Origin of the sequence: Klebsiella sp. JN_Kp122 (assembly GCF_040062085.1) — a bacterium.
Lineage (GTDB): Bacteria > Pseudomonadota > Gammaproteobacteria > Enterobacterales > Enterobacteriaceae > Klebsiella > Klebsiella aerogenes.
Window position 1 is genome coordinate 24,188 of the sequence record NZ_JBEAHW010000022.1, and the last position, 18,920, is coordinate 43,107.

An 18,920-nucleotide genomic window follows, 5' to 3' on the forward strand; every position below is an offset into this window, starting at 1 on the left:
AGCTTTCGATGAGTACACGTTTACCGCTGGTTGCGGCGCAGCCGGGAATTTGGATGGCTGAACGCCTCTCCACGCTACCCGGCGCCTGGAGCGTTGCCCACTATGTTGAACTGCGCGGCAATCTTGATCCGGCGCTGCTGAGTAAGGCGATCGTCGCCGGGCTTAAGCAGGCCGATACCCTGAGCATGCGCTTTTGCGAAGATAATGGCGAAGCGTGGCAGTGGGTTGATGACGCGCGCGAGTTTGCCGAGCCGCAAAGCGTCGACCTGCGCCAGCAGGCCGATCCGCATATGTCCGCGCTGACGCTGATGCAAAGCGATCTCGGGCAGAATCTGCGCGTCGACAGCGGTAATCCGCTGGTCTGCCATCAGCTCATGCGCGTTGGCGACGACTGCTGGTACTGGTATCAGCGCTATCACCATTTACTGGTCGATGGTTTTAGTTTCCCGGCCATTACCCGCCAGATCGCCGCTATTTATCGTGCCTGGCAACGCGGCGAAGAGACGCCGGATTCACCGTTTACGCCGTTCGCCGAAGTGGTGGAAGAGTATCAGCGCTACTACGGCAGCGAGGCGTGGCAGCGCGATAAAGCCTTCTGGCAGGCGCAGCGTCAGGCGTTGCCGTCTCCGGCCTCGCTATCAGACGCGCCGCTGGCCGGGCGGGCGACCAGCAGCGATATCTGGCGCCTGAAACTGGAGGCCGATCCGGCTGTCTTCAGCCAGCTCGCGGCCAGCGCGCCGCAGTGCCAACGCGCCGATCTGGCGTTGGCGCTGACGACGTTGTGGCTGGGGCGGTTGTGCGGCCGAATGGATTACGCGGCTGGCTTTATCTTTATGCGCCGCATGGGATCGGCGGCGCTGACCGCCACCGGCCCGGTACTCAACGTACTGCCGCTGGCGGTGAATATCGACGCGCAGGAGACGCTGGCGCAACTGGCGACGCGTCTCTCCGGACAACTGAAAAAAATGCGTCGCCATCAGCGCTACGATGCCGAGCAAATTGTCCGCGATAGCGGTAAAGCGGTGGGCGACGAACCGCTGTTTGGCCCGGTGCTGAACATCAAAGTCTTTGATTACCAGTTGGATATCGACGACGTGCAGGCGCAGACGCATACCCTCGCCACCGGCCCGGTGAATGACCTCGAGCTGGCACTGTTCCCGGACGAACGCGGCGGTCTGTCGCTGGAGATCCTCGCCAATAAAGCGCGTTATGATGAGGCGACGCTGAACCGCCACGTGTCGCGGTTGACCGCGCTGCTGGCGCAGTTCGCCGCCAACCCGGCGCTACGCTGTGGCGAGGCGGAGATGCTGTCGGCGGAAGAAGGCGCGCAGCTGGCATTGATCAACAATACCGCGATGCCGCTGCCGACCACTACCCTCAGCGCGCTGGTGGCGGAACAGGCGCGGAAAACGCCGGATGCCCCGGCGCTGGCGGATGCCAACTGGCGCTTTAGCTACCGCGAAATGCGCCAGCAGGTGGTGGCGCTGGCCAACCTGCTGCAGCAACGCGGCGTGAAGCCGGGGGATAGCGTGGCGGTTGCCTTACCGCGTTCGGTGTTCCTGACGCTGGCGCTGCACGGCATTGTCGAAGCCGGCGCCGCCTGGCTGCCGCTGGACACCGGCTACCCGGATGACCGTCTGCGGATGATGCTGGAAGATGCGCAGCCATCGCTGCTGATTACCTCTGACGATCAACTGTCCCGGTTTAGCGATATTCCGGGACTGACCAGCTTGTGTTATGAGCAGCCGTTGGCTGCTGAAGATGATACGCCGCTGGCGCTGTCAAAACCGGAACATACCGCGTATATCATCTTCACCTCCGGTTCCACCGGACGGCCGAAAGGGGTGATGGTCGGGCAGACCGCCATCGTGAACCGCCTGCTGTGGATGCAAAATCACTATCCGTTAACCGCCGCCGATGTGGTGGCGCAGAAGACGCCGTGCAGCTTTGATGTCTCGGTATGGGAATTCTGGTGGCCATTTATGACTGGCGCCCAACTGGTGATGGCGGCGCCGGAGGCGCATCGCGATCCACAGGCGATGCAGCGGTTCTTCGCGCAGTACGGCGTGACCACCACCCACTTTGTTCCGTCGATGCTGGCGGCGTTTGTCGCCTCGCTGGATAGCGATAATGTGTCTTCCTGCCGGACGCTAAAACGCGTTTTCTGTAGCGGCGAAGCGCTGCCGACGGAACTGTGTCGCGAATGGGAGCGCTTAACCGGCGCGCCGCTGCATAACCTGTACGGGCCAACGGAAGCGGCGGTGGATGTCAGTTGGTATCCCGCCTGCGGACCAGAGCTGGCGGCGGTAACCGGCAACAGCGTGCCTATCGGCTGGCCGGTATGGAACACCGGATTACGTATTCTTGATGCCACCATGCGCCCGGTGCCGCCGGGCGTGGCGGGTGATTTGTACTTAACGGGCATTCAGCTGGCGCAGGGGTATATGGGGCGCCCAGATCTCACCGCCAGCCGCTTTATTGCCGACCCGTTTTCCCCCGGCGAGCGCATGTACCGCACCGGCGATGTGGCGCGCTGGCTGGATAACGGGGCGGTAGAGTATCTTGGCCGCAGCGACGATCAGTTGAAAATTCGCGGCCAGCGCATTGAGCTTGGCGAGATCGACCGGGTGATGGCGGCGCTGCCGGACGTCGCGCAGGCGGTGTGCCACGCCTGCGTCTTCAACCAGGCGGCGGCCACCGGCGGCGATGCCCGCCAGCTGGTGGGATATCTGGTGAGCGAGTCCGGCCAGCAGCTGGACGTGGCGGCGCTGAAGGCGCGTCTTAGCGAACAGCTGCCGCCGCACATGGTGCCGGTGGTACTAATCCAACTGGAATCCTTCCCGCTTAGCGCCAACGGTAAGCTGGATCGTAAAGCGCTACCGCTCCCCTCCTTAAGCAGCGAGCGCAGCGGTCGCCCGCCGCAATCGGCTACCGAAATGGCCGTTGCCGCGGCGTTCAGCCAACTTCTGGGCTGCGAGGTAAATGATATCGACGCCGATTTCTTCGCCCTCGGCGGCCATTCGCTGCTGGCGATGCGGTTGGCGGCGCAGCTTAGCCGCGAACTGGCGCGGCAGGTGACGCCGGGGCAGGTGATGGTCGCTTCGACGGTCGGCAAGCTGAGCGCGCTGCTGGCTTCCGACCTGAGCGACGAGCAGGCGCAGCGCCTGGGCTTCGATGCGCTGTTGCCGCTGCGCGAGAGCGACGGTCCGACGCTGTTCTGCTTCCATCCGGCCTCCGGTTTTGCCTGGCAGTTCAGCGTGCTGGCGCGTTATCTTAGCCCGCGCTGGTCAATTACCGGTATTCAGTCGCCGCGTCCGACGGGGCCAATGGCCTCCGCCGCCAACCTCGACGAAGTCTGCGAGCACCATCTGCGCACGCTTTTAGCGCAGCAGCCGCATGGGCCTTACTATCTGTTTGGCTATTCGCTCGGCGGAACGCTGGCGCAGGGGATTGCCGCCCGTTTATGCCAGCGCGGCGAAGAGGTGGCGTTCCTCGGCCTGCTGGATACCTGGCCGCCGGAGACGCAAAACTGGGCGGAGAAAGAGGCGAACGGCCTGGATCCCGAAGTACTGGCGGAAATCGCCCGCGAGCGCGAAGCGTTTCTCGCTGCTCAGCAGGGGCAGGCTTCCGGCGAGCTGTTCAGCGCGATCGAAGGTAACTACGCCGATGCGGTGCGCCTGTTGACGACCGCGCACAGCGCGAAGTTTGACGGCAAGGCAACGCTATTTGTGGCGGAGAAAACGCGCCAGAAAGGGATGGATCCGCAGGTCGCATGGGGGCCATGGGTTGGCGAGCTGGAGGTGTTCAGCCAGAACTGCGCCCACGTCGAGATTATCTCGCCGCAGGCCTTTGAAGCGATAGGCCCGGTAGTGCGGGAAATTCTGGGGTAACGGTAGAGCTCGGGCTACCCGTTTTTGGTAGCCCGGCTCAGCGCAGCGCAAGCCGGGAATGCGATGGTTGAGATGGTATAGAAAAGATTATCGGCGACCCAGCGGCACTACCAGCGGCGTATGCGCCACCGGATCGTCGATGATCGTGCAGCGCAGACCGTAGATACGCTCAATTAGATCCGCCGTGACGATCTCTTTCGGCGCGCCTTCGGCAACGATCTTACCGTCGCGCAGGGCGATCAGATGGGTGGCGTAACGACAGGCCTGATTGAGATCGTGCAGTACCGCCGCCAGCGTATATCCCTTCTCGCGATTCAGCTCGCTTAACAGTTCCAGTAGGTCGATCTGATGGCTGATATCCAGCCAGGTCGTCGGCTCATCAAGCAGCATAATCGCCGTCTCCTGCGCCAGTACCATCGCAATCCACGCCCGCTGGCGCTGGCCGCCGGAGAGGGTATCCACGCTCTGCAGCGCGAGGTCGACAATACCCGTCGCCCGCATCGCGTTATTTACCGCTGCTTCGTCCTCTTTACGCCAACGGGTAAACATCGGCTGGTGCGGATAGCGCCCGCGCGCCACCAGCTCCTGTACGGTGATATCGCCGGGCGTGGTGGCATTCTGCGCCAGCAGGCCAATCCGCTTTGCCACCTCTTTGCTGGCGTAGTGTTGGATCTGCTCGCCATCGAGATAAACGTGGCCGCTGGACGGGGTCATCAGGCGGCTGAGGGTGCGCAGCAGGGTTGATTTACCACAGCCGTTGGGGCCGATAATCGCCGTGAAATGGCCGTCAGGAATCGTGACGTTCAGCGATTCGGCGATGGTCTTTTTGCCGTAGGCCAGGGTCAACTGGTCGCCGCGCAAACGGGAAGTTACAGCGGTCATTTTTTGCGGGACTCCTGAATTAATAACGCGATGAGGTAGATACCGCCAAGACTGACGGTGACCACCCCTACCGGTAACTGATAAGGCATGAACAGGCGCTGGGCGCAGTAATCGGCCAGCGCCAGCAGCAGCGCGCCGCACAGCGCCGACTGGGTTAACCCCCAGCGTGCGGTGCCGCTTATCCGCCGGGCGATATGCGGGGCGACCAGCGCGACGAAAGAAATAGGCCCGGCCAGCGCGGTGGCGGAAGCGGTCAGCAGCACCGCCACCAGCATCAGCAGCAGGCGTGAACGTTCGACTCGAACCCCCAGCGCGCAGGCGGTATCGTCGCCCATCTCCAGCAGCCGCATCCGCCGCGCCAGCAGCGCGCCGCACGCTAACATCAGCAGGATCAGCGGCGCCGATGGCCAGGTTTTGCCCCACGTCAGGCCGTTGAGCGAACCGGCATTCCACAACCCGGCGGAAAGGGCGGTCTCAAGCGACGCGCGCAGCAGCAGCCAGGTATTGAATGCCACCAGCATGGCGCGCACGCCGATGCCGATAATGATCAGGCGGAAGGTTTCAATGCCGTTGCGCCACGCCAGCAGCCACACCACCAGCGAGGTCAGCACGCCGCCAAGCATCGCCGCCAGCGCGATGGCGGTCAGGTTCTGGCCGAACATCACCATCGCCACCAGCACGCCGCTCCAGGCGCCGGTGTTGAAGCCCATCACGTCCGGGCTACCCAGCGGGTTACGCATCAATGACTGAAAAATGGCGCCGCTGACGCCAAGCCCGGCGCCGATCAGCAGCGCCATCAGCACGCGCGGCAAGCGCCATTCGGTGACCACCATGCTGACGTTGCGCGGCGCGTCACCGAGCAGCGCAGAAACCACCTGTTCAAGGCTGAGCGGCACCAGGCCATTACCCAGACCGAGCAGGGACACCAGCAGACTGGCGGCGATCAGCAGCAGGCAGCAGAACATCAGGCGGCGGGAGGGAGCCATCACAGCGCACCTCCTCGCGGCTGGCGGCGAACCAGCCAGATCAACACCGGCGCGCCGATAAAGGCGCTGACCACCGAAACGCGCAGTTCACCAGGCACCAACAGGCGGCCAAGCACGTCGGCAAACAGCAACAGGGCGGGGGTGGCGAGCAGCGTAACCGGCAATGACCAGCGGTGATCCGCCCCCACCAGCCAGCGGGCCATATGCGGCATCATCAGGCCGATAAAGGCGATAGGGCCGACCAGCGCCGTCGCGCTGCCGCACAGGACGGTTATCGCCAGCAGGCCGATTAACTGGGTGCGCGCGACCCGGCTGCCGAGCGCGGTGGCGGTGTCGGCGCCGAGACTCAGGCTGTTCAGCGCCCGGCTGAGAAAAAGGGTTACCACGGCGGCAATCAGCACCGGTAGCAGGACGATTTTCAGCGTTTGCAGGGTGCGAATATCCAGCGAGCCGGCTTGCCAGAAGCGCAGTTGGTCATACACGTCCGGGTTGAGCAGGGCGATGCCGTTGGATAGGCCTTCCAGGACCGCCGCCAGCGCTACGCCCGCGAGGGTCAGGCGCACCGGGCTAAGCTGGCCGCCGCCCTGGCTGCCGGTAAACGCGACCAGTAGCGACGCGGCGAAGGCGCCGCAAAAGGCCATCAGCAACTGCTCCTGCGGCGAAGTGATGCCCAACAGCGCCGCACCGAGCACGATGGCGAAGCTGGCGCCGGAGTTGACGCCGAGCAGGCCCGGGTCGGCCAACGGGTTACGGGTGAGGGTTTGCATTAGCGCGCCGGCGAGGCCAAGCGCGCAGCCGGCCAGCAATCCGGCCAGCGTACGCGGCAGGCGGGCATCCAGTACGATAGTGCAGTCGGCGCTCTGACAGCTGCCGGAGAAGGCATCGACAATCACCGAAGGCGGCAGAGGTTTGGCGCCGATAAGCAGGCTGAGCGCAATCGCGAGAGCTAAAAGTAACAAGAGACCAGGCACGGCGACGGCGCGCACCGTGGTCGTAGAAAACGACATAGTTCAAATCCCTGATATGATAATGATATTAATTATCGTTATCGATTTTATTCAGGTATGTTACCATGAGAAACCATAAAAATGGTATGAAAAATAACGACAAGGCCCTTGCATGAACCGACCTTCCCGGCTGCTTGATGTCAGCCTCCTGCGCACCCATCCGGCGTTCCGCGCCGTCTTTATCGCTCGCTTTATTTCTATCCTGTCTCTTGGCCTGCTAGGCGTGGCGATCCCGGTACAAATCCAGATGATGACCCATTCGACCTGGCAGGTGGGGCTCTCGGTGATGCTGACCGGCTGTTCGATGTTCATTGGGCTGATGGTCGGCGGCGTGCTGGCCGACCGTTATGAACGCAAACGCCTGATCCTGCTGGCGCGTGGCACCTGCGGCGTGGGCTTCGTCGGCCTGTGCCTGAACGCTATGCTACCGGAACCCTCGCTGGCGGCAATTTACCTGCTGGGGATCTGGGATGGCTTCTTCGCCTCTTTGGGCGTGACCGCGCTTCTGGCGGCAACGCCGGCTTTAGTCGGCCGCGAAAACCTGATGCAGGCCGGAGCGATCACCATGCTGACCGTGCGTCTCGGTTCGGTGATATCGCCGATGATCGGCGGGCTATTGCTGGCGACCGGCGGCGTGGCCTGGAACTATGGCCTGGCGGCGGCGGGGACGTTCATTACCACCCTGACGCTGCTACGCCTGCCGCTGCTGCCGCCACCGCCGCAGCCGCGCGAGCATCCGCTGAAATCGTTGCTGGCGGGGCTGAAATTTCTCTTTAATAGCCCGCTTATTGGCGGCATTGCGCTGCTCGGCGGCCTGTTGACGATGGCCAGCGCGGTGCGGGTGCTTTATCCGGCGCTGGCGGAAGGCTGGCAGATGTCAAATTCGCAGATTGGCCTGTTGTATGCCGCCATTCCGCTTGGCGCGGCGCTGGGGGCGTTAACCAGCGGACAACTGGCGCATACCGCGAAGCCGGGGGCGCTGATGCTGATAACGACGGTAGGGTCGTTTGTGGCGATTGCGCTGTTCAGCGTGATGCCGTTCTGGGCGCTGGGCGCGCTCTGTCTGGCGCTGTTTGGTTGGCTGAGCGCGATAAGCTCGCTGCTACAGTACACGTTGATCCAAACGCAAACGCCGGAAAATATGCTGGGGCGCATTAATGGCCTGTGGACCGCGCAGAACGTGACCGGCGATGCTATTGGCGCGGCGCTGTTGGGTGGATTAGGGGCGGTAATGACCCCGGTGGCTTCAGCCAGCGCCAGCGGCTGGGCGCTGGTGATTGTTGGCGTATTACTGATTGGCTTATTGCGCGAGCTACGCCGTTTTCAGCGTCCGGAGCAGGCCTGCGAAAGTTAAGCGCGACAACAGCAAAAAGGCCCCGGATTGCTCCGGGGCCTGGCTTCATTTATAACCCTTAGTACGCGCCGAGATCTTTCCAGACGTCGAACTGGCCGCAGTACAGGTCAGGCTGGTTGCCCTGAGACCACCATTTCACCTGATAGTTGTGGCCTTTCCAACTCACGGTTTCAAAGGTACCCCAGTTGCCGCCATAAACGGTTTTGGCATCCCACAGCGGGTAAGGCGTGGCGTCGTCAGATGGTACCACGTCATCATCCTGCGCAGGCGTGGTGTCATCAGTCTCTTTTTCTTCGTCAGCAGGTTCATCTGCCGGCTCATCGGCTGGCTTGTCATCACTCTGACCGTCCCCGGAAGCCACGACAACGGAGAGGATAAAGCGCTGCTGGGTTGACGGTTCGCCCCAGGTATCGCGAACGAACAGCGTGAAAGTGAACTCGGTATCCGCGGTGACTTCCGGTACATCGAACTCAATAACCGCGGCGGTTTTATCCGCAACATCAATGGCTGCCGGCACGCCCCAGCTGTAGCTCAGCTCGTCGCTATCTTCATCAGACGATTTTTCCCCGGACAGGCGTACGCGGGAGCCGCCTACGACCATCATTTCAATTGCCGCTTCCGGCGCATGGTTTACCGTCGGTTCAGTTGGCTCATCTTCTGACTTATCGTCTTCTTGTTCATCAGCAGGCACAACGTTAATGCCTTCGAAATAGAACGGGTCCATATCGATAACTTCAGAGGCGATTTCGTAGCCCAGACCTTCACGGGCGGCGTTAACCAGCACGCCGTTATCATGGTCGATAGTCCAGGTAAACAGACCGCCCAGCCCCAGGCTGGCAGCGTATTCCCCTTTGGCTTTGACGGTGCGCGGGGTATCCAGCGACATAAACAGTTTGGATTCAGGATTGTAGAGGAAATCAGCGTCAGCCACCTGGTCGGTATAAACGTTAAAGCCGTTACGCCCTTTCTGGTTTTCCAGATCCAGGTAGTTATAAATGACGTCATACCATTCGTTGGTACCGGATTCAAAGGTACCGACGGTGGTGCCGTTACCCGGGTTATAGGTGCCTTTCAGCGGAGACAGCGATTCCAGCTCGGCGTTGCGGCCGTTACGGGTATAGCCGGCGTAACCGATGTTGATGCGCTCAGCCGGGAAACCTTCCGCCAGCAGATGTTCAACGATGGTGTTAATCGCCCAGCCGCCTTGCTCAATAGCTTTCAGATTGGTGTGGTGGGTGATGCTTTCCGCCCACGGGGTGCCGAAGAAGTCATAGGTCATGACGTTGATGCCGTACAGACCGGCATTCATCAGCGCTTTGACGTTGGAATAATCAAAGGTCTTCACCACGGCGGAGCTGGCGATAGAGATTTTGACATTGCTCAGGCCGGCAGAATCCAGCTGCTTACGCAGTTCGGCAATAAGTAACGCATAGTTTTCACCATCTTCCGGGCCGTAGGGGTTGCCGGCGCCTTCGGCGTTCGGGTATTCCCAGTCGATATCCACTTCGCTGAACATCGGGAACTGTTTGAACAGCTTCACCACGCCTTTAGCGAAGGTTTTACGCGAGGAATCAGATGCCGCGGTTTCATGGAAACCGTTACTCATGCTCCAGCCGCCGATGCTCATGGACAGCACCAGGTTGTGGCCCTGCTGTTTGGCTTTCGCCTGCAGGTCGCGCAGACCGCCGAGCAGGCCTTTGGTGTTTGTCTGGGTTACGGTTTTCGGATCGACATCCCAGCCGCTGACGCTGTGGCCAACGTTAACGTAAGACTGGAAGTCGCCCCACGGGTCGAGGAAAGTCGGTTCATATTTGACTTTGCCGCACTGTTCAGCCCCTTCGGCCACCACATCACGCCACAGGCCATCCACTTTATGGAAGCCGGTCACGCCGACGAAACCAACGATGATTTTATCGTAAGCGGTAGGGGAGACGTTGGTCAGGTCGTAGCCGCGTCCGCGGTTATCTTTCGCATCGCTGCCCTGCAGGCGGCCATCGTACTGAGACCAGTCGGTGTAGTAACCAAAGACCTTTGGTTTGGTGGTCGCGCTTTTGTATTTGTTATAGACCGGTTTAGCGACGCGGTCTGACGTATAGCTGTAGTTGCTGACTTCAGTTGCCGGGTTAAAACCATCTGCGGCGTTGCTGGTTTCGGTCAGGGTATCGCCCTTGATCAATTTGCTAGTGGTCACGGTAAGTTCCTTCTGAGTTGAATGTCCACCTCAAGTGGTGTGGGGCAGATATTCAGGGAAGGCGGCGACGATGGCTAATCACAAAACAACACCTGAAACGATGATGATTCGCGTGAGGCGCCGATGAGGTACCAAGAGAGGAAAGAAATAAAAAATTCTTTTATAACAACATGATGATGTGGGTGATGATGTGAAATGAGATCCCGGCGCAGGGCGCCGGGGAGAGAGTCAGGCAAAGAGCGCCGATAAACGCTGCAGCACCAGCATGGCGCTGTAGTAGTCCAGACGGAAGGTTTCGGTCCCCAGCGGATAAACGCGTTTAGCGGCAACCGACGGTAGGTGCGCCAGTAGCGGGTTGGCGTAAATGGCCTCGGCGTCTTTCTGGTCGCCGGCGAACAGGAACAGGCTTTCGCCGTTGATACCCGCCGCCAGATTCTCGCCGCCTAACTGTACGATGTCGTGACGCTTACCCTGGCTCTGGCTGGTGTGCAGGTTACCCGGCAGCGTCGCCAGCTTAAAGCCTAACTGTTCCAGCATCTGACCCTGCGCTGATTCCGGCGTCCAGATATTGGCGCTGTGCGCCGCGGCGGTATAAACCAGCGCGGTGACCGGCTGCGGCGGCAACTTTAGTTTCTCTTTTAACGAAACGAGCTGTTTATTGAATTCGGCAATGCGCGCGTCCGCCTGCTTTTCGTGACCGGTAATATGCCCTAATTGGGTAAGAAGCGTCTGCCAGCTTTTATCGTCGTAGTTGATGATAAGGGTCGGCGCGATAGTCGACAGCTGGTCGTACAGCGCCAGCGCGGAATCGCCGCCGGTGGCGCTTATCAGAATCAGGTCCGGCATCTGCGCCGCCACCGCTTCGGCGCTGGGTTCGCCAATATACAGTCGCGCCAGGTTGCGCTTTTTAGCGACATCGCCCCACTGGCGCAGAAAGCCCTGCGCATCAGCCACGCGGTTATTCGGCGTGGTCGCGCCGCTGGCGACCACCGGCGCATCAATAGCCAGCAACGATCCGGTGAGGGTGACGCTGGTCGAGACGATGCGCTGCGGTTGGCTTTCCAGCGTATGAGTGCCGCGGCTATCGACGATCTGACGCGGCCAGTCTGCCGCCAGCGCTGAGTTAATTCCTAAAAGGCACAGCCCGCTGGCGAGTAAAGTACGACGGCAAAAAGTGGCAAAATTCACGAATTCGCATCCTGAGTAAGTTGTAGTAAATACGTCTCATTTTCAACATTGTATTGTCCGGATGCAAGTGTAAGTCGCATAACCTGCTGTTTGTGCGGTTGACAAGGAGAGCAATACCTTTTAGGTTAGCCAACAAAAATATAAATGATAATTATTCTTAATATCTTTATCGTTTTTGGAGGATGATATGGAAACGTCACTGGCTGAGGATGTACAGGAAAAAACGCAGACCCTGTCGCCGCAAAGCTTCTTCTTTATGTCGCCGTACCGCAGCTTCAGCACCACCGGCTGTTTTAGCCGTTTTTCCCAGCCTGCCGTCGGCGGTGATTCGCTGAACGGCGAGTTCCAGCAGAAAATGGCGGCCGCTTTTGCCGAAGCCCGTGCGGCGGGGATCCGCAAGCCGGTCATGGTCGGGGCGATTCCGTTCGACACCAATCAGCCTTCCGAGCTCTATATTCCCGAACGTTGGGAAACCTTCTCCCGTACCGACAAACAGCAGTCCGCGCGTTACGCGGCGCCGCTCAAAGCTATGGATGTTGTCGATCGTCAGGAGATCCCGGAACAGGACGAGTTTTTGGCGATGGTGGAACGCGCCGCCGCGCTGACGGCGACTCCGGAAGTCGACAAAGTGGTGCTCTCAAGGCTGATTGATATTACGACCCGCGACCGGGTCGATAGCGGCGCGCTGCTGGAGCGGCTGATCGCCCAGAACCCGGCGAGCTTTAATTTCCATGTTCCACTGTCCAATGGTGATGTGCTGCTGGGCGCCAGCCCGGAACTGCTGCTGCGTAAAGAAGGGCTGCACTTCAGTTCGCTGCCGCTGGCCGGCTCCGCCCGCCGCCAGCCTGACGATGTGCTGGACCGGGAAGCGGGTAACAAGCTACTGGCGTCGGGCAAAGATCGCCATGAGCACGAGCTGGTGACGCAGGCGATGAAGAGCGTGCTTGGCCCGCGCAGCAGTCATCTGTCGCTACCGGAGTCGCCGCAGCTGATTACCACCCCGACGCTCTGGCATCTGGCGACGCCGATCGAAGGTACGGCGCTGGCGGAAGAAAACGCCATGTCGCTGGCCTGCCTACTGCACCCGACCCCGGCGCTGAGCGGCTTCCCGCACCAGGTGGCGAAGCGGCTGATTGCCGAGCTCGAACCCTTCGATCGCCAACTGTTTGGCGGCATTGTCGGCTGGTGCGATGACGAAGGCAACGGCGAATGGGTGGTGACCATCCGCTGCGCGCGCTTACATCAACGCTCGCTACGCCTGTTTGCCGGCGCGGGTATCGTCCCGGCCTCTTCGCCGCTGGGCGAATGGCGTGAAACCGGCGTCAAACTCACCACCATGCTCAACGTATTTGGCTTGAATTAAGAGGCAAGGATGATTGCATTTACCCGTTGGCCGGAAGAGTTTGCGGCCCGCTATCGTCAAAAAGGCTACTGGCAGGATCTGCCGTTAACCAATCTGATTACTCGTCATGCGGACAATGACGCCGTGGCGATTATCGACGGCGAGCGGCAGATTAGCTACCGCCAGTTTAACCAACTGGTGGATAACCTCGCATCCTCCCTGCAGCATCAGGGACTCAAGCGCGGAGAAACCGCGCTGGTGCAGCTTGGCAACGTCGCCGAGTTCTACATTACTTTCTTTGCGCTGCTGCGCATCGGCGTCGCACCGGTTAACGCTTTGTTTAGCCATCAGCGCAGCGAACTTAACGCCTATGCCGCGCAGATTAAACCGGTGCTGCTGATTGCCGATCGCGAGCACGCGCTGTTTGCTGACGATAGTTTCCTTAATGGTTTTATCGCTGAGCATCCTTCGCTGCGTGTCGCGCTGCTGCGTAACGATGGCGGCGAGCGCGACCTGGCAACGGAAATTAACCGCACGGCGGATAACTTTGTCGCCAATCCGACGCCGGCTGACGAAGTGGCTTTTTTCCAGCTCTCCGGCGGCAGCACCGGGACGCCGAAGCTTATTCCGCGAACCCATAACGATTACGACTACAGTATCCGCCGCAGCAACGAGATCTGCGGTATTAACGCCGACACGCGCTATCTCAACGCGCTGCCGGCGGCGCACAACTATGCGATGAGCTCGCCGGGATCGCTGGGCGTCTTTCTCGCCGGCGGCCGGGTGATCCTCGCCGCTGACCCGAGCGCCACGTTGTGTTTCCCGCTGATCGAAAAACATCAGATTAACGTCGCGTCGCTGGTGCCGCCGGCGGTCAGCCTGTGGCTGCAGGCTATTCATGAATGGGGCAGCAACGCGCAACTGCAATCGCTGCAGCTGCTGCAGGTTGGCGGAGCGCGCCTGTCCGCGACGCTCGCCGTGCGTATCCCGGCGGAAATCGGCTGCCAGCTGCAGCAGGTGTTCGGCATGGCGGAAGGGCTGGTTAACTACACCCGCCTCAACGATAGCCCGCAGCGAATTATCAACACCCAGGGTTGCCCGATGTGTCCTGACGACGAAGTGTGGGTGGCGGATGCCGACGGTAACCCGCTGCCGCGCGGCGAAGTGGGCCGTCTGATGACCCGCGGCCCTTATACCTTCCGCGGCTATTACAACAGTCCGCAACATAACGCTGAAGCCTTTGATGCCGATGGATTTTACTGCTCCGGCGATCTGATTTCGATCGATGAAGATGGCTATATCACCGTCCAGGGCCGGGAAAAAGATCAGATCAACCGCGGCGGCGAGAAGATCGCCGCTGAAGAGATAGAAAACCTGCTGCTGCGCCATGAGGCGGTGATCCACGCCGCGCTGGTTAGCATTGAAGACAATCTGCTGGGCGAGAAGAGCTGTGCTTATCTGGTGGTGACATCGCCGCTGCGCGCCGTCGCGGTGCGCCGTTTCCTGCGCGAGCAGGGCGTGGCGGAATTTAAATTGCCGGATCGCGTGGAGTGCGTTGCCGCGCTGCCGCTGACGCCGGTGGGCAAAGTCGATAAAAAACAATTACGTCAGTGGCTGGCCGAAGGCAAGCTGGGCTGAAGGAGAACAGAGAATGGCAATCCCTAAATTACAGGCTTACGCGCTGCCGGAAGCCAGCGATATTCCGGCCAACAAAGTTAACTGGGCCTTTGAGCCGTCGCGCGCCGCGCTGCTGATCCACGATATGCAGGAGTATTTCCTCAACTTCTGGGGCGAAAACAGCGCGATGATGGAAAAAGTGGTGGCCAATATCGCCGCCCTGCGCGACTTCTGCAAACAAAACGGCATTCCGGTGTACTACACCGCCCAGCCGAAAGAGCAGAGCGATGAAGACCGCGCCCTGCTGAATGATATGTGGGGGCCGGGGTTGACTCGCTCGCCGGAACAGCAGCAGGTGATTGCCGCGCTGGCGCCGGATGAACAGGATACGGTGCTGGTGAAATGGCGCTACAGCGCGTTTCATCGCTCACCGCTTGAAGAGATGCTGAAAGAGACCGGCCGCGACCAGCTGATCATCACCGGCGTTTACGCCCATATCGGCTGCATGACCACCGCCACCGACGCTTTTATGCGCGATATCAAACCGTTCTTTGTCGCCGACGCGCTGGCAGATTTCAGCCGCGAAGAGCATTTGATGGCGCTGAAATACGTCGCCGGCCGTTCTGGACGCGTGGTGATGACCGAAGAATTGTTGCCGCTGCCGGCCTCCAAAGCGGCGCTGCGCGCACTAATACTGCCGCTGCTCGACGAATCCGACGAACCGCTGGATGATGAAAACCTGATCGACTACGGTCTGGATTCGGTGCGTATGATGGCGCTGGCCGCCCGCTGGCGCAAAGTACACGGCGATATCGACTTCGTGATGCTGGCGAAAAACCCGACCATCGACGCCTGGTGGGCGCTGCTCTCCCGCGAGGTGAAATAATGGCGGCGCTGGATTTTCACGGCCAGACCGTGTGGGTGACTGGCGCAGGTAAAGGCATTGGCTATGCCACCGCGTTGGCTTTCGTCGAGGCCGGGGCCAACGTCACCGGTTTCGACCTTGCCTTTGACGGCGAAGGTTATCCGTTTGCCACCGAAATGCTCGACGTCGCCGATGCCGACCAGGTACGCGACGTTTGCGCGCGTCTGCTCAACGATATCGAACGACTGGACGTGCTGGTGAATGCCGCCGGGATCCTGCGCATGGGGGCGACCGATCAATTGAGCGCGGAGGACTGGCAGCAGACTTTCGCGGTGAACGTCGGCGGCGCGTTTAATCTGTTTCAGCAGACGATGGCGCAGTTCCGCCGTCAGCGGGGCGGGGCGATCGTCACCGTCGCCTCCGATGCCGCGCATACGCCGCGTATCGGCATGAGCGCCTATGGCGCCTCGAAAGCGGCGCTGAAAAGCCTGGCGTTGACTGTCGGGCTTGAGCTGGCAGGCAGCGGCGTGCGCTGCAACCTGGTATCGCCGGGCTCCACCGACACCGATATGCAACGTACCCTGTGGGTCAATGAAGATGCTGAACAGCAGCGGATCCGCGGATTTGGCGAGCAGTTTAAGCTTGGCATCCCGCTGGGCAAAATCGCCCGACCGCAGGAGATCGCCAATGCCATTTTGTTCCTCGCCTCTTCTCACGCCAGCCATATTACGCTGCAGGATATTGTGGTCGATGGCGGCTCGACGCTGGGGGCGTAGATGGCCTGGAAACGAGAGCTCACGCTTGCGGCGCTGAACGCCAGCAGCGAAAACACCATGGTGGCGCATCTGGGTATTGTCTACACCCGGCTGGAGGAGGCGCTGCTGGAGGCGGAGATGCCGGTGGATGCGCGCACGCATCAGCCGTTTGGCCTGTTGCACGGCGGCGCTTCCGCGGCGCTGGCGGAGACGCTGGGCTCGATGGCCGGTTGGCTGATGACCGAAGAAGGGCAATGTGTGGTGGGCACCGAGCTTAACGCTACCCACCATCGTCCGGTCTCCAGCGGTAAAGTGCGCGGCGAATGCCGACCGCTGCATCTTGGCCGCCAGAGTCAGAGCTGGGAAATTGTGGTGTATGACGAAAAAGGGCGGCGCTGCTGCACCTGTCGTCTGGGAACCGCGGTGCTTGGCTAAGACGCTGCTATTTCCCCGGCTTGCGCTGCGCTAAGCCGGGCTACGGATCTGTAGGTCGGGTAAGGCGTTAGCCGCCACCCGACAAAAAAACGGCACCGTTCACGGTAATCCTTTCATTTATTTTCCTGTCTTAAGTGATCTCGCTAGCAATGTGAGACAAATCTCCGCCGCGGCATGGCATCTGCGCTGTTTCGAAGTTGTTAAACTCTGCGTTGTGTTCTAGAAACAAACTGTAACATCCTGATTACCCTACCGGTGGACCACAACAATGAATAATTCAGGGAAATACCTTATCTGGACACTGCTCTCCGTGATTGGAGCCTTTGCCCTCGGCTATATCGCCTTAAACCGGGGTGAGCAGATAAATGCGCTGTGGATTGTCGTCGCGGCGGTCTGCGTTTATCTGATCGCATATCGTTTCTACGGCCTGTATATCGCCAAAACCGTCCTCGGCGTTGACCCAACGCGGATGACGCCGGCGGTACGACATAACGACGGCCTCGATTATGTTCCGACTGACAAAAAAGTGCTGTTCGGTCACCATTTTGCGGCGATTGCCGGCGCAGGGCCGCTGGTTGGCCCGGTGCTTGCCGCGCAGATGGGCTACCTGCCGGGGATGATCTGGATCCTCGCCGGCGTGGTGCTGGCCGGCGCCGTGCAGGACTTTATGGTGCTGTTTGTTTCGACCCGTCGCGATGGCCGTTCGCTTGGCGAACTGGTTAAAGAGGAGATGGGGCCAACCGCTGGCGTACTGGCGCTGGTGGCCTGTTTTATGATCATGGTGATCATCCTCGCGGTACTGGCGATGATCGTGGTGAAAGCATTGACCCACAGTCCGTGGGGGACATACACCGTTGCCTTTACCATCCCGCTGGCGATTTTTATGGGCATCTATATTCGCTATCTGCGCCCGGGGCGCATCGGCGAGGTGTCGGTGATAGGCCTGGTGATGCTGGTGTTCGCGATCATTTCCGGCGGCTGGGTGGCGGAAAGCCCGACCTGGGCGCCGTGGTTTGATTACACCGGCGTACAGCTGACCTGGATTCTGGTGGGTTACGGCTTTGTTGCTGCGGTACTGCCGGTCTGGCTGCTGCTGGCGCCGCGCGACTATCTCTCCACGTTCCTGAAAATCGGCACCATCGTTGGGCTGGCGATTGGCATCCTGATTATGCGCCCGACGCTGACCATGCCGGCACTGACAAAGTTCGTTGACGGCACCGGCCCGGTATGGACCGGCAACCTGTTCCCGTTCCTGTTTATCACCATCGCCTGCGGCGCGGTTTCCGGCTTCCACGCGCTGATCTCCTCCGGCACCACGCCGAAAATGTTGGCCAACGAAGGGCAGGCCTGCTTTATCGGCTACGGCGGCATGTTGATGGAATCCTTCGTCGCCATTATGGCGCTGGTGGCGGCCTGTATTATCGATCCGGGCGTCTACTTCGCGATGAACAGCCCGATGGCGGTGCTGGCGCCGGCAGGAACCACCGATGTCGTGGCCTCGGCGGCGCAGGTAGTGAGCGGCTGGGGCTTTAGCATAACCCCGGATACGCTGCGCCAGATTGCCAGAGAGGTCGGCGAGCAGTCGATTATTTCACGCGCCGGCGGCGCGCCGACGCTGGCGGTGGGGATGGCTTACATTCTGCACGGCTCGCTGGGCGGACTAATGGATGTCTCTTTCTGGTACCACTTCGCCATTTTGTTTGAGGCGCTGTTTATCCTGACGGCGGTTGATGCCGGCACCCGCGCGGCGCGATTCATGCTGCAGGATCTGCTGGGCGTGATTAGCCCCGGGTTGAAAAAAACCAGCTCGCTGCCGGCTAACCTGCTGGCGACCGCGCTGTGCGTCCTGGCGTGGGGCTACTTCCTGCATCAGGGGGTGGTCGATCCACTGGGCGGTATTAATACCCTGTGGCCGCTGTTCGGTATCGCCAACCAGATGCTGGCAGGGATGGCGCTGATGCTGTGCGCGGTGGTACTGTTCAAGATGAAACGCCAGCGCTATGCATGGGTGGCGCTGCTGCCGACAAGCTGGCTGCTGATTTGTACGTTGACCGCCGGCTGGCAGAAGTCGTTTAGCCCGGATACCAAAGTCGGTTTCCTGGCCATCGCCAATAAATTCCAGGCGATGATCGACAGCGGCGCCATTCCGCCGCAGTATACGGAATCGCAGCTGGCGCAGCTGGTGTTTAATAACCGTCTTGATGCCGGGCTGACTATCTTCTTTATGATTGTGGTGGTGGTTCTGGCGCTGTTCTCGATTAAAACCGCGCTGGCGGCGCTGAAAGAGGATAAACCGACGGCGAAAGAGACGCCGTATGAAGCGATGCCCGCGGATGCGCAGGGCTTAACGGCGCAGGCAAAACGCGCGCATTAACCTGTTTGGCCTACCTTTTTTCTCCTCCCTCTCC

13 protein-coding genes are annotated in these 18,920 nt (G+C 60.4%); 8 read left to right on the forward strand and 5 right to left on the reverse strand.

Going from position 1 to position 18,920, the window contains the following annotated elements:
* Positions 1–8 precede the first annotated feature (8 nt).
* Positions 9–3,890, forward strand: a complete 3,882-nt coding sequence (entF, locus tag ABLU78_RS10400) for an enterobactin non-ribosomal peptide synthetase EntF (RefSeq protein ID WP_048228513.1) — start codon at positions 9–11, stop codon at positions 3,888–3,890.
* A gap of 87 nt (positions 3,891–3,977) precedes the next feature.
* On the opposite strand, the gene fepC is transcribed toward entF, so the two are convergent.
* The 3 genes from fepC to fepD are packed head-to-tail and all read right to left on the reverse strand — an operon-like array spanning position 3,978 to position 6,765.
* Entirely contained in the window at positions 3,978–4,772 is a 795-nt protein-coding gene (gene fepC, locus ABLU78_RS10405; protein WP_015367776.1) for an iron-enterobactin ABC transporter ATP-binding protein, read from the reverse strand.
* Positions 4,769–5,758: an iron-enterobactin ABC transporter permease gene (gene fepG / locus ABLU78_RS10410; RefSeq protein ID WP_080958616.1), complete on the reverse strand. Its 990-nt coding sequence runs from the start codon at positions 5,756–5,758 to the stop codon at positions 4,769–4,771. Before fepG ends, fepC begins: the two co-directional genes overlap by 4 nt.
* Positions 5,758–6,765, reverse strand: a complete 1,008-nt coding sequence (fepD, locus tag ABLU78_RS10415; protein ID WP_015704708.1) for a Fe(3+)-siderophore ABC transporter permease — start codon at positions 6,763–6,765, stop codon at positions 5,758–5,760. Before fepD ends, fepG begins: the two co-directional genes overlap by 1 nt.
* A 112-nt stretch (positions 6,766–6,877) precedes the next feature.
* Here fepD and entS point away from each other — a divergent pair, with 112 nt between their 5' ends.
* Positions 6,878–8,119: an enterobactin transporter EntS gene (gene entS, locus ABLU78_RS10420; protein WP_015367773.1), complete on the forward strand. Its 1,242-nt coding sequence runs from the start codon at positions 6,878–6,880 to the stop codon at positions 8,117–8,119.
* A 58-nt stretch (positions 8,120–8,177) separates the two neighbouring features.
* On the opposite strand, the gene ABLU78_RS10425 is transcribed toward entS, so the two are convergent.
* A complete protein-coding gene (locus ABLU78_RS10425; protein ID WP_048228517.1) occupies positions 8,178–10,310 on the reverse strand; it encodes a glycosyl hydrolase family 18 protein in 2,133 nt (710 codons plus the stop codon).
* 228 nt (positions 10,311–10,538) lie between these two features.
* Positions 10,539–11,498: a Fe2+-enterobactin ABC transporter substrate-binding protein gene (fepB, locus tag ABLU78_RS10430; RefSeq protein WP_046884126.1), complete on the reverse strand. Its 960-nt coding sequence runs from the start codon at positions 11,496–11,498 to the stop codon at positions 10,539–10,541.
* Positions 11,499–11,685: 187 nt separating this feature from the next.
* Here fepB and entC point away from each other — a divergent pair, with 187 nt between their 5' ends.
* The 6 genes from entC to cstA all read left to right on the forward strand — a co-directional run bounded on the left by entC (position 11,686) and on the right by cstA (position 18,886).
* Positions 11,686–12,861 carry an isochorismate synthase EntC gene (entC, locus tag ABLU78_RS10435; RefSeq protein WP_042893318.1) on the forward strand — a complete coding sequence of 392 codons (1,176 nt, stop codon included), beginning with the start codon at positions 11,686–11,688 and terminating at the stop codon, positions 12,859–12,861.
* A gap of 9 nt (positions 12,862–12,870) precedes the next feature.
* On the forward strand, positions 12,871–14,478 hold the full coding sequence (gene entE, locus ABLU78_RS10440; RefSeq protein WP_323806250.1) for a (2,3-dihydroxybenzoyl)adenylate synthase EntE: 1,608 nt from the start codon (positions 12,871–12,873) through the stop codon (positions 14,476–14,478).
* Positions 14,479–14,491: 13 nt separating this feature from the next.
* Complete coding sequence (gene entB, locus ABLU78_RS10445) at positions 14,492–15,343, forward strand: enterobactin biosynthesis bifunctional isochorismatase/aryl carrier protein EntB (RefSeq protein WP_015367768.1); 852 nt, start codon at positions 14,492–14,494, stop codon at positions 15,341–15,343.
* Positions 15,343–16,098, forward strand: coding sequence for a 2,3-dihydro-2,3-dihydroxybenzoate dehydrogenase EntA (gene entA, locus ABLU78_RS10450; RefSeq protein WP_045388634.1), 756 nt, complete (start codon positions 15,343–15,345; stop codon positions 16,096–16,098). Before entB ends, entA begins: the two co-directional genes overlap by 1 nt.
* On the forward strand, positions 16,099–16,512 hold the full coding sequence (gene entH, locus ABLU78_RS10455; RefSeq protein ID WP_015704714.1) for a proofreading thioesterase EntH: 414 nt from the start codon (positions 16,099–16,101) through the stop codon (positions 16,510–16,512).
* A 268-nt stretch (positions 16,513–16,780) separates the two neighbouring features.
* Positions 16,781–18,886, forward strand: a complete 2,106-nt coding sequence (cstA, locus tag ABLU78_RS10460) for a pyruvate/proton symporter CstA (protein ID WP_348820522.1) — start codon at positions 16,781–16,783, stop codon at positions 18,884–18,886.
* Positions 18,887–18,920: the final 34 nt, after the last annotated feature.

Excerpts from the sequence above, each read along its gene's own strand:
- entF (WP_048228513.1), top strand. The coding sequence starts at position 9 with ATGAGTACACGTTTACCGCTGGTTGCGGCGCAGCCGGGAATTTGGATG.
- fepC (WP_015367776.1), bottom strand. The coding sequence starts at position 4,772 with ATGACCGCTGTAACTTCCCGTTTGCGCGGCGACCAGTTGACCCTGGCC.
- fepG (WP_080958616.1), bottom strand. The coding sequence starts at position 5,758 with ATGGCTCCCTCCCGCCGCCTGATGTTCTGCTGCCTGCTGCTGATCGCC.
- fepD (WP_015704708.1), bottom strand. The coding sequence starts at position 6,765 with ATGTCGTTTTCTACGACCACGGTGCGCGCCGTCGCCGTGCCTGGTCTC.
- entS (WP_015367773.1), top strand. The coding sequence starts at position 6,878 with ATGAACCGACCTTCCCGGCTGCTTGATGTCAGCCTCCTGCGCACCCAT.
- entC (WP_042893318.1), top strand. The coding sequence starts at position 11,686 with ATGGAAACGTCACTGGCTGAGGATGTACAGGAAAAAACGCAGACCCTG.
- entE (WP_323806250.1), top strand. The coding sequence starts at position 12,871 with ATGATTGCATTTACCCGTTGGCCGGAAGAGTTTGCGGCCCGCTATCGT.
- entB (WP_015367768.1), top strand. The coding sequence starts at position 14,492 with ATGGCAATCCCTAAATTACAGGCTTACGCGCTGCCGGAAGCCAGCGAT.
- entA (WP_045388634.1), top strand. The coding sequence starts at position 15,343 with ATGGCGGCGCTGGATTTTCACGGCCAGACCGTGTGGGTGACTGGCGCA.
- entH (WP_015704714.1), top strand. The coding sequence starts at position 16,099 with ATGGCCTGGAAACGAGAGCTCACGCTTGCGGCGCTGAACGCCAGCAGC.
- cstA (WP_348820522.1), top strand. The coding sequence starts at position 16,781 with ATGAATAATTCAGGGAAATACCTTATCTGGACACTGCTCTCCGTGATT.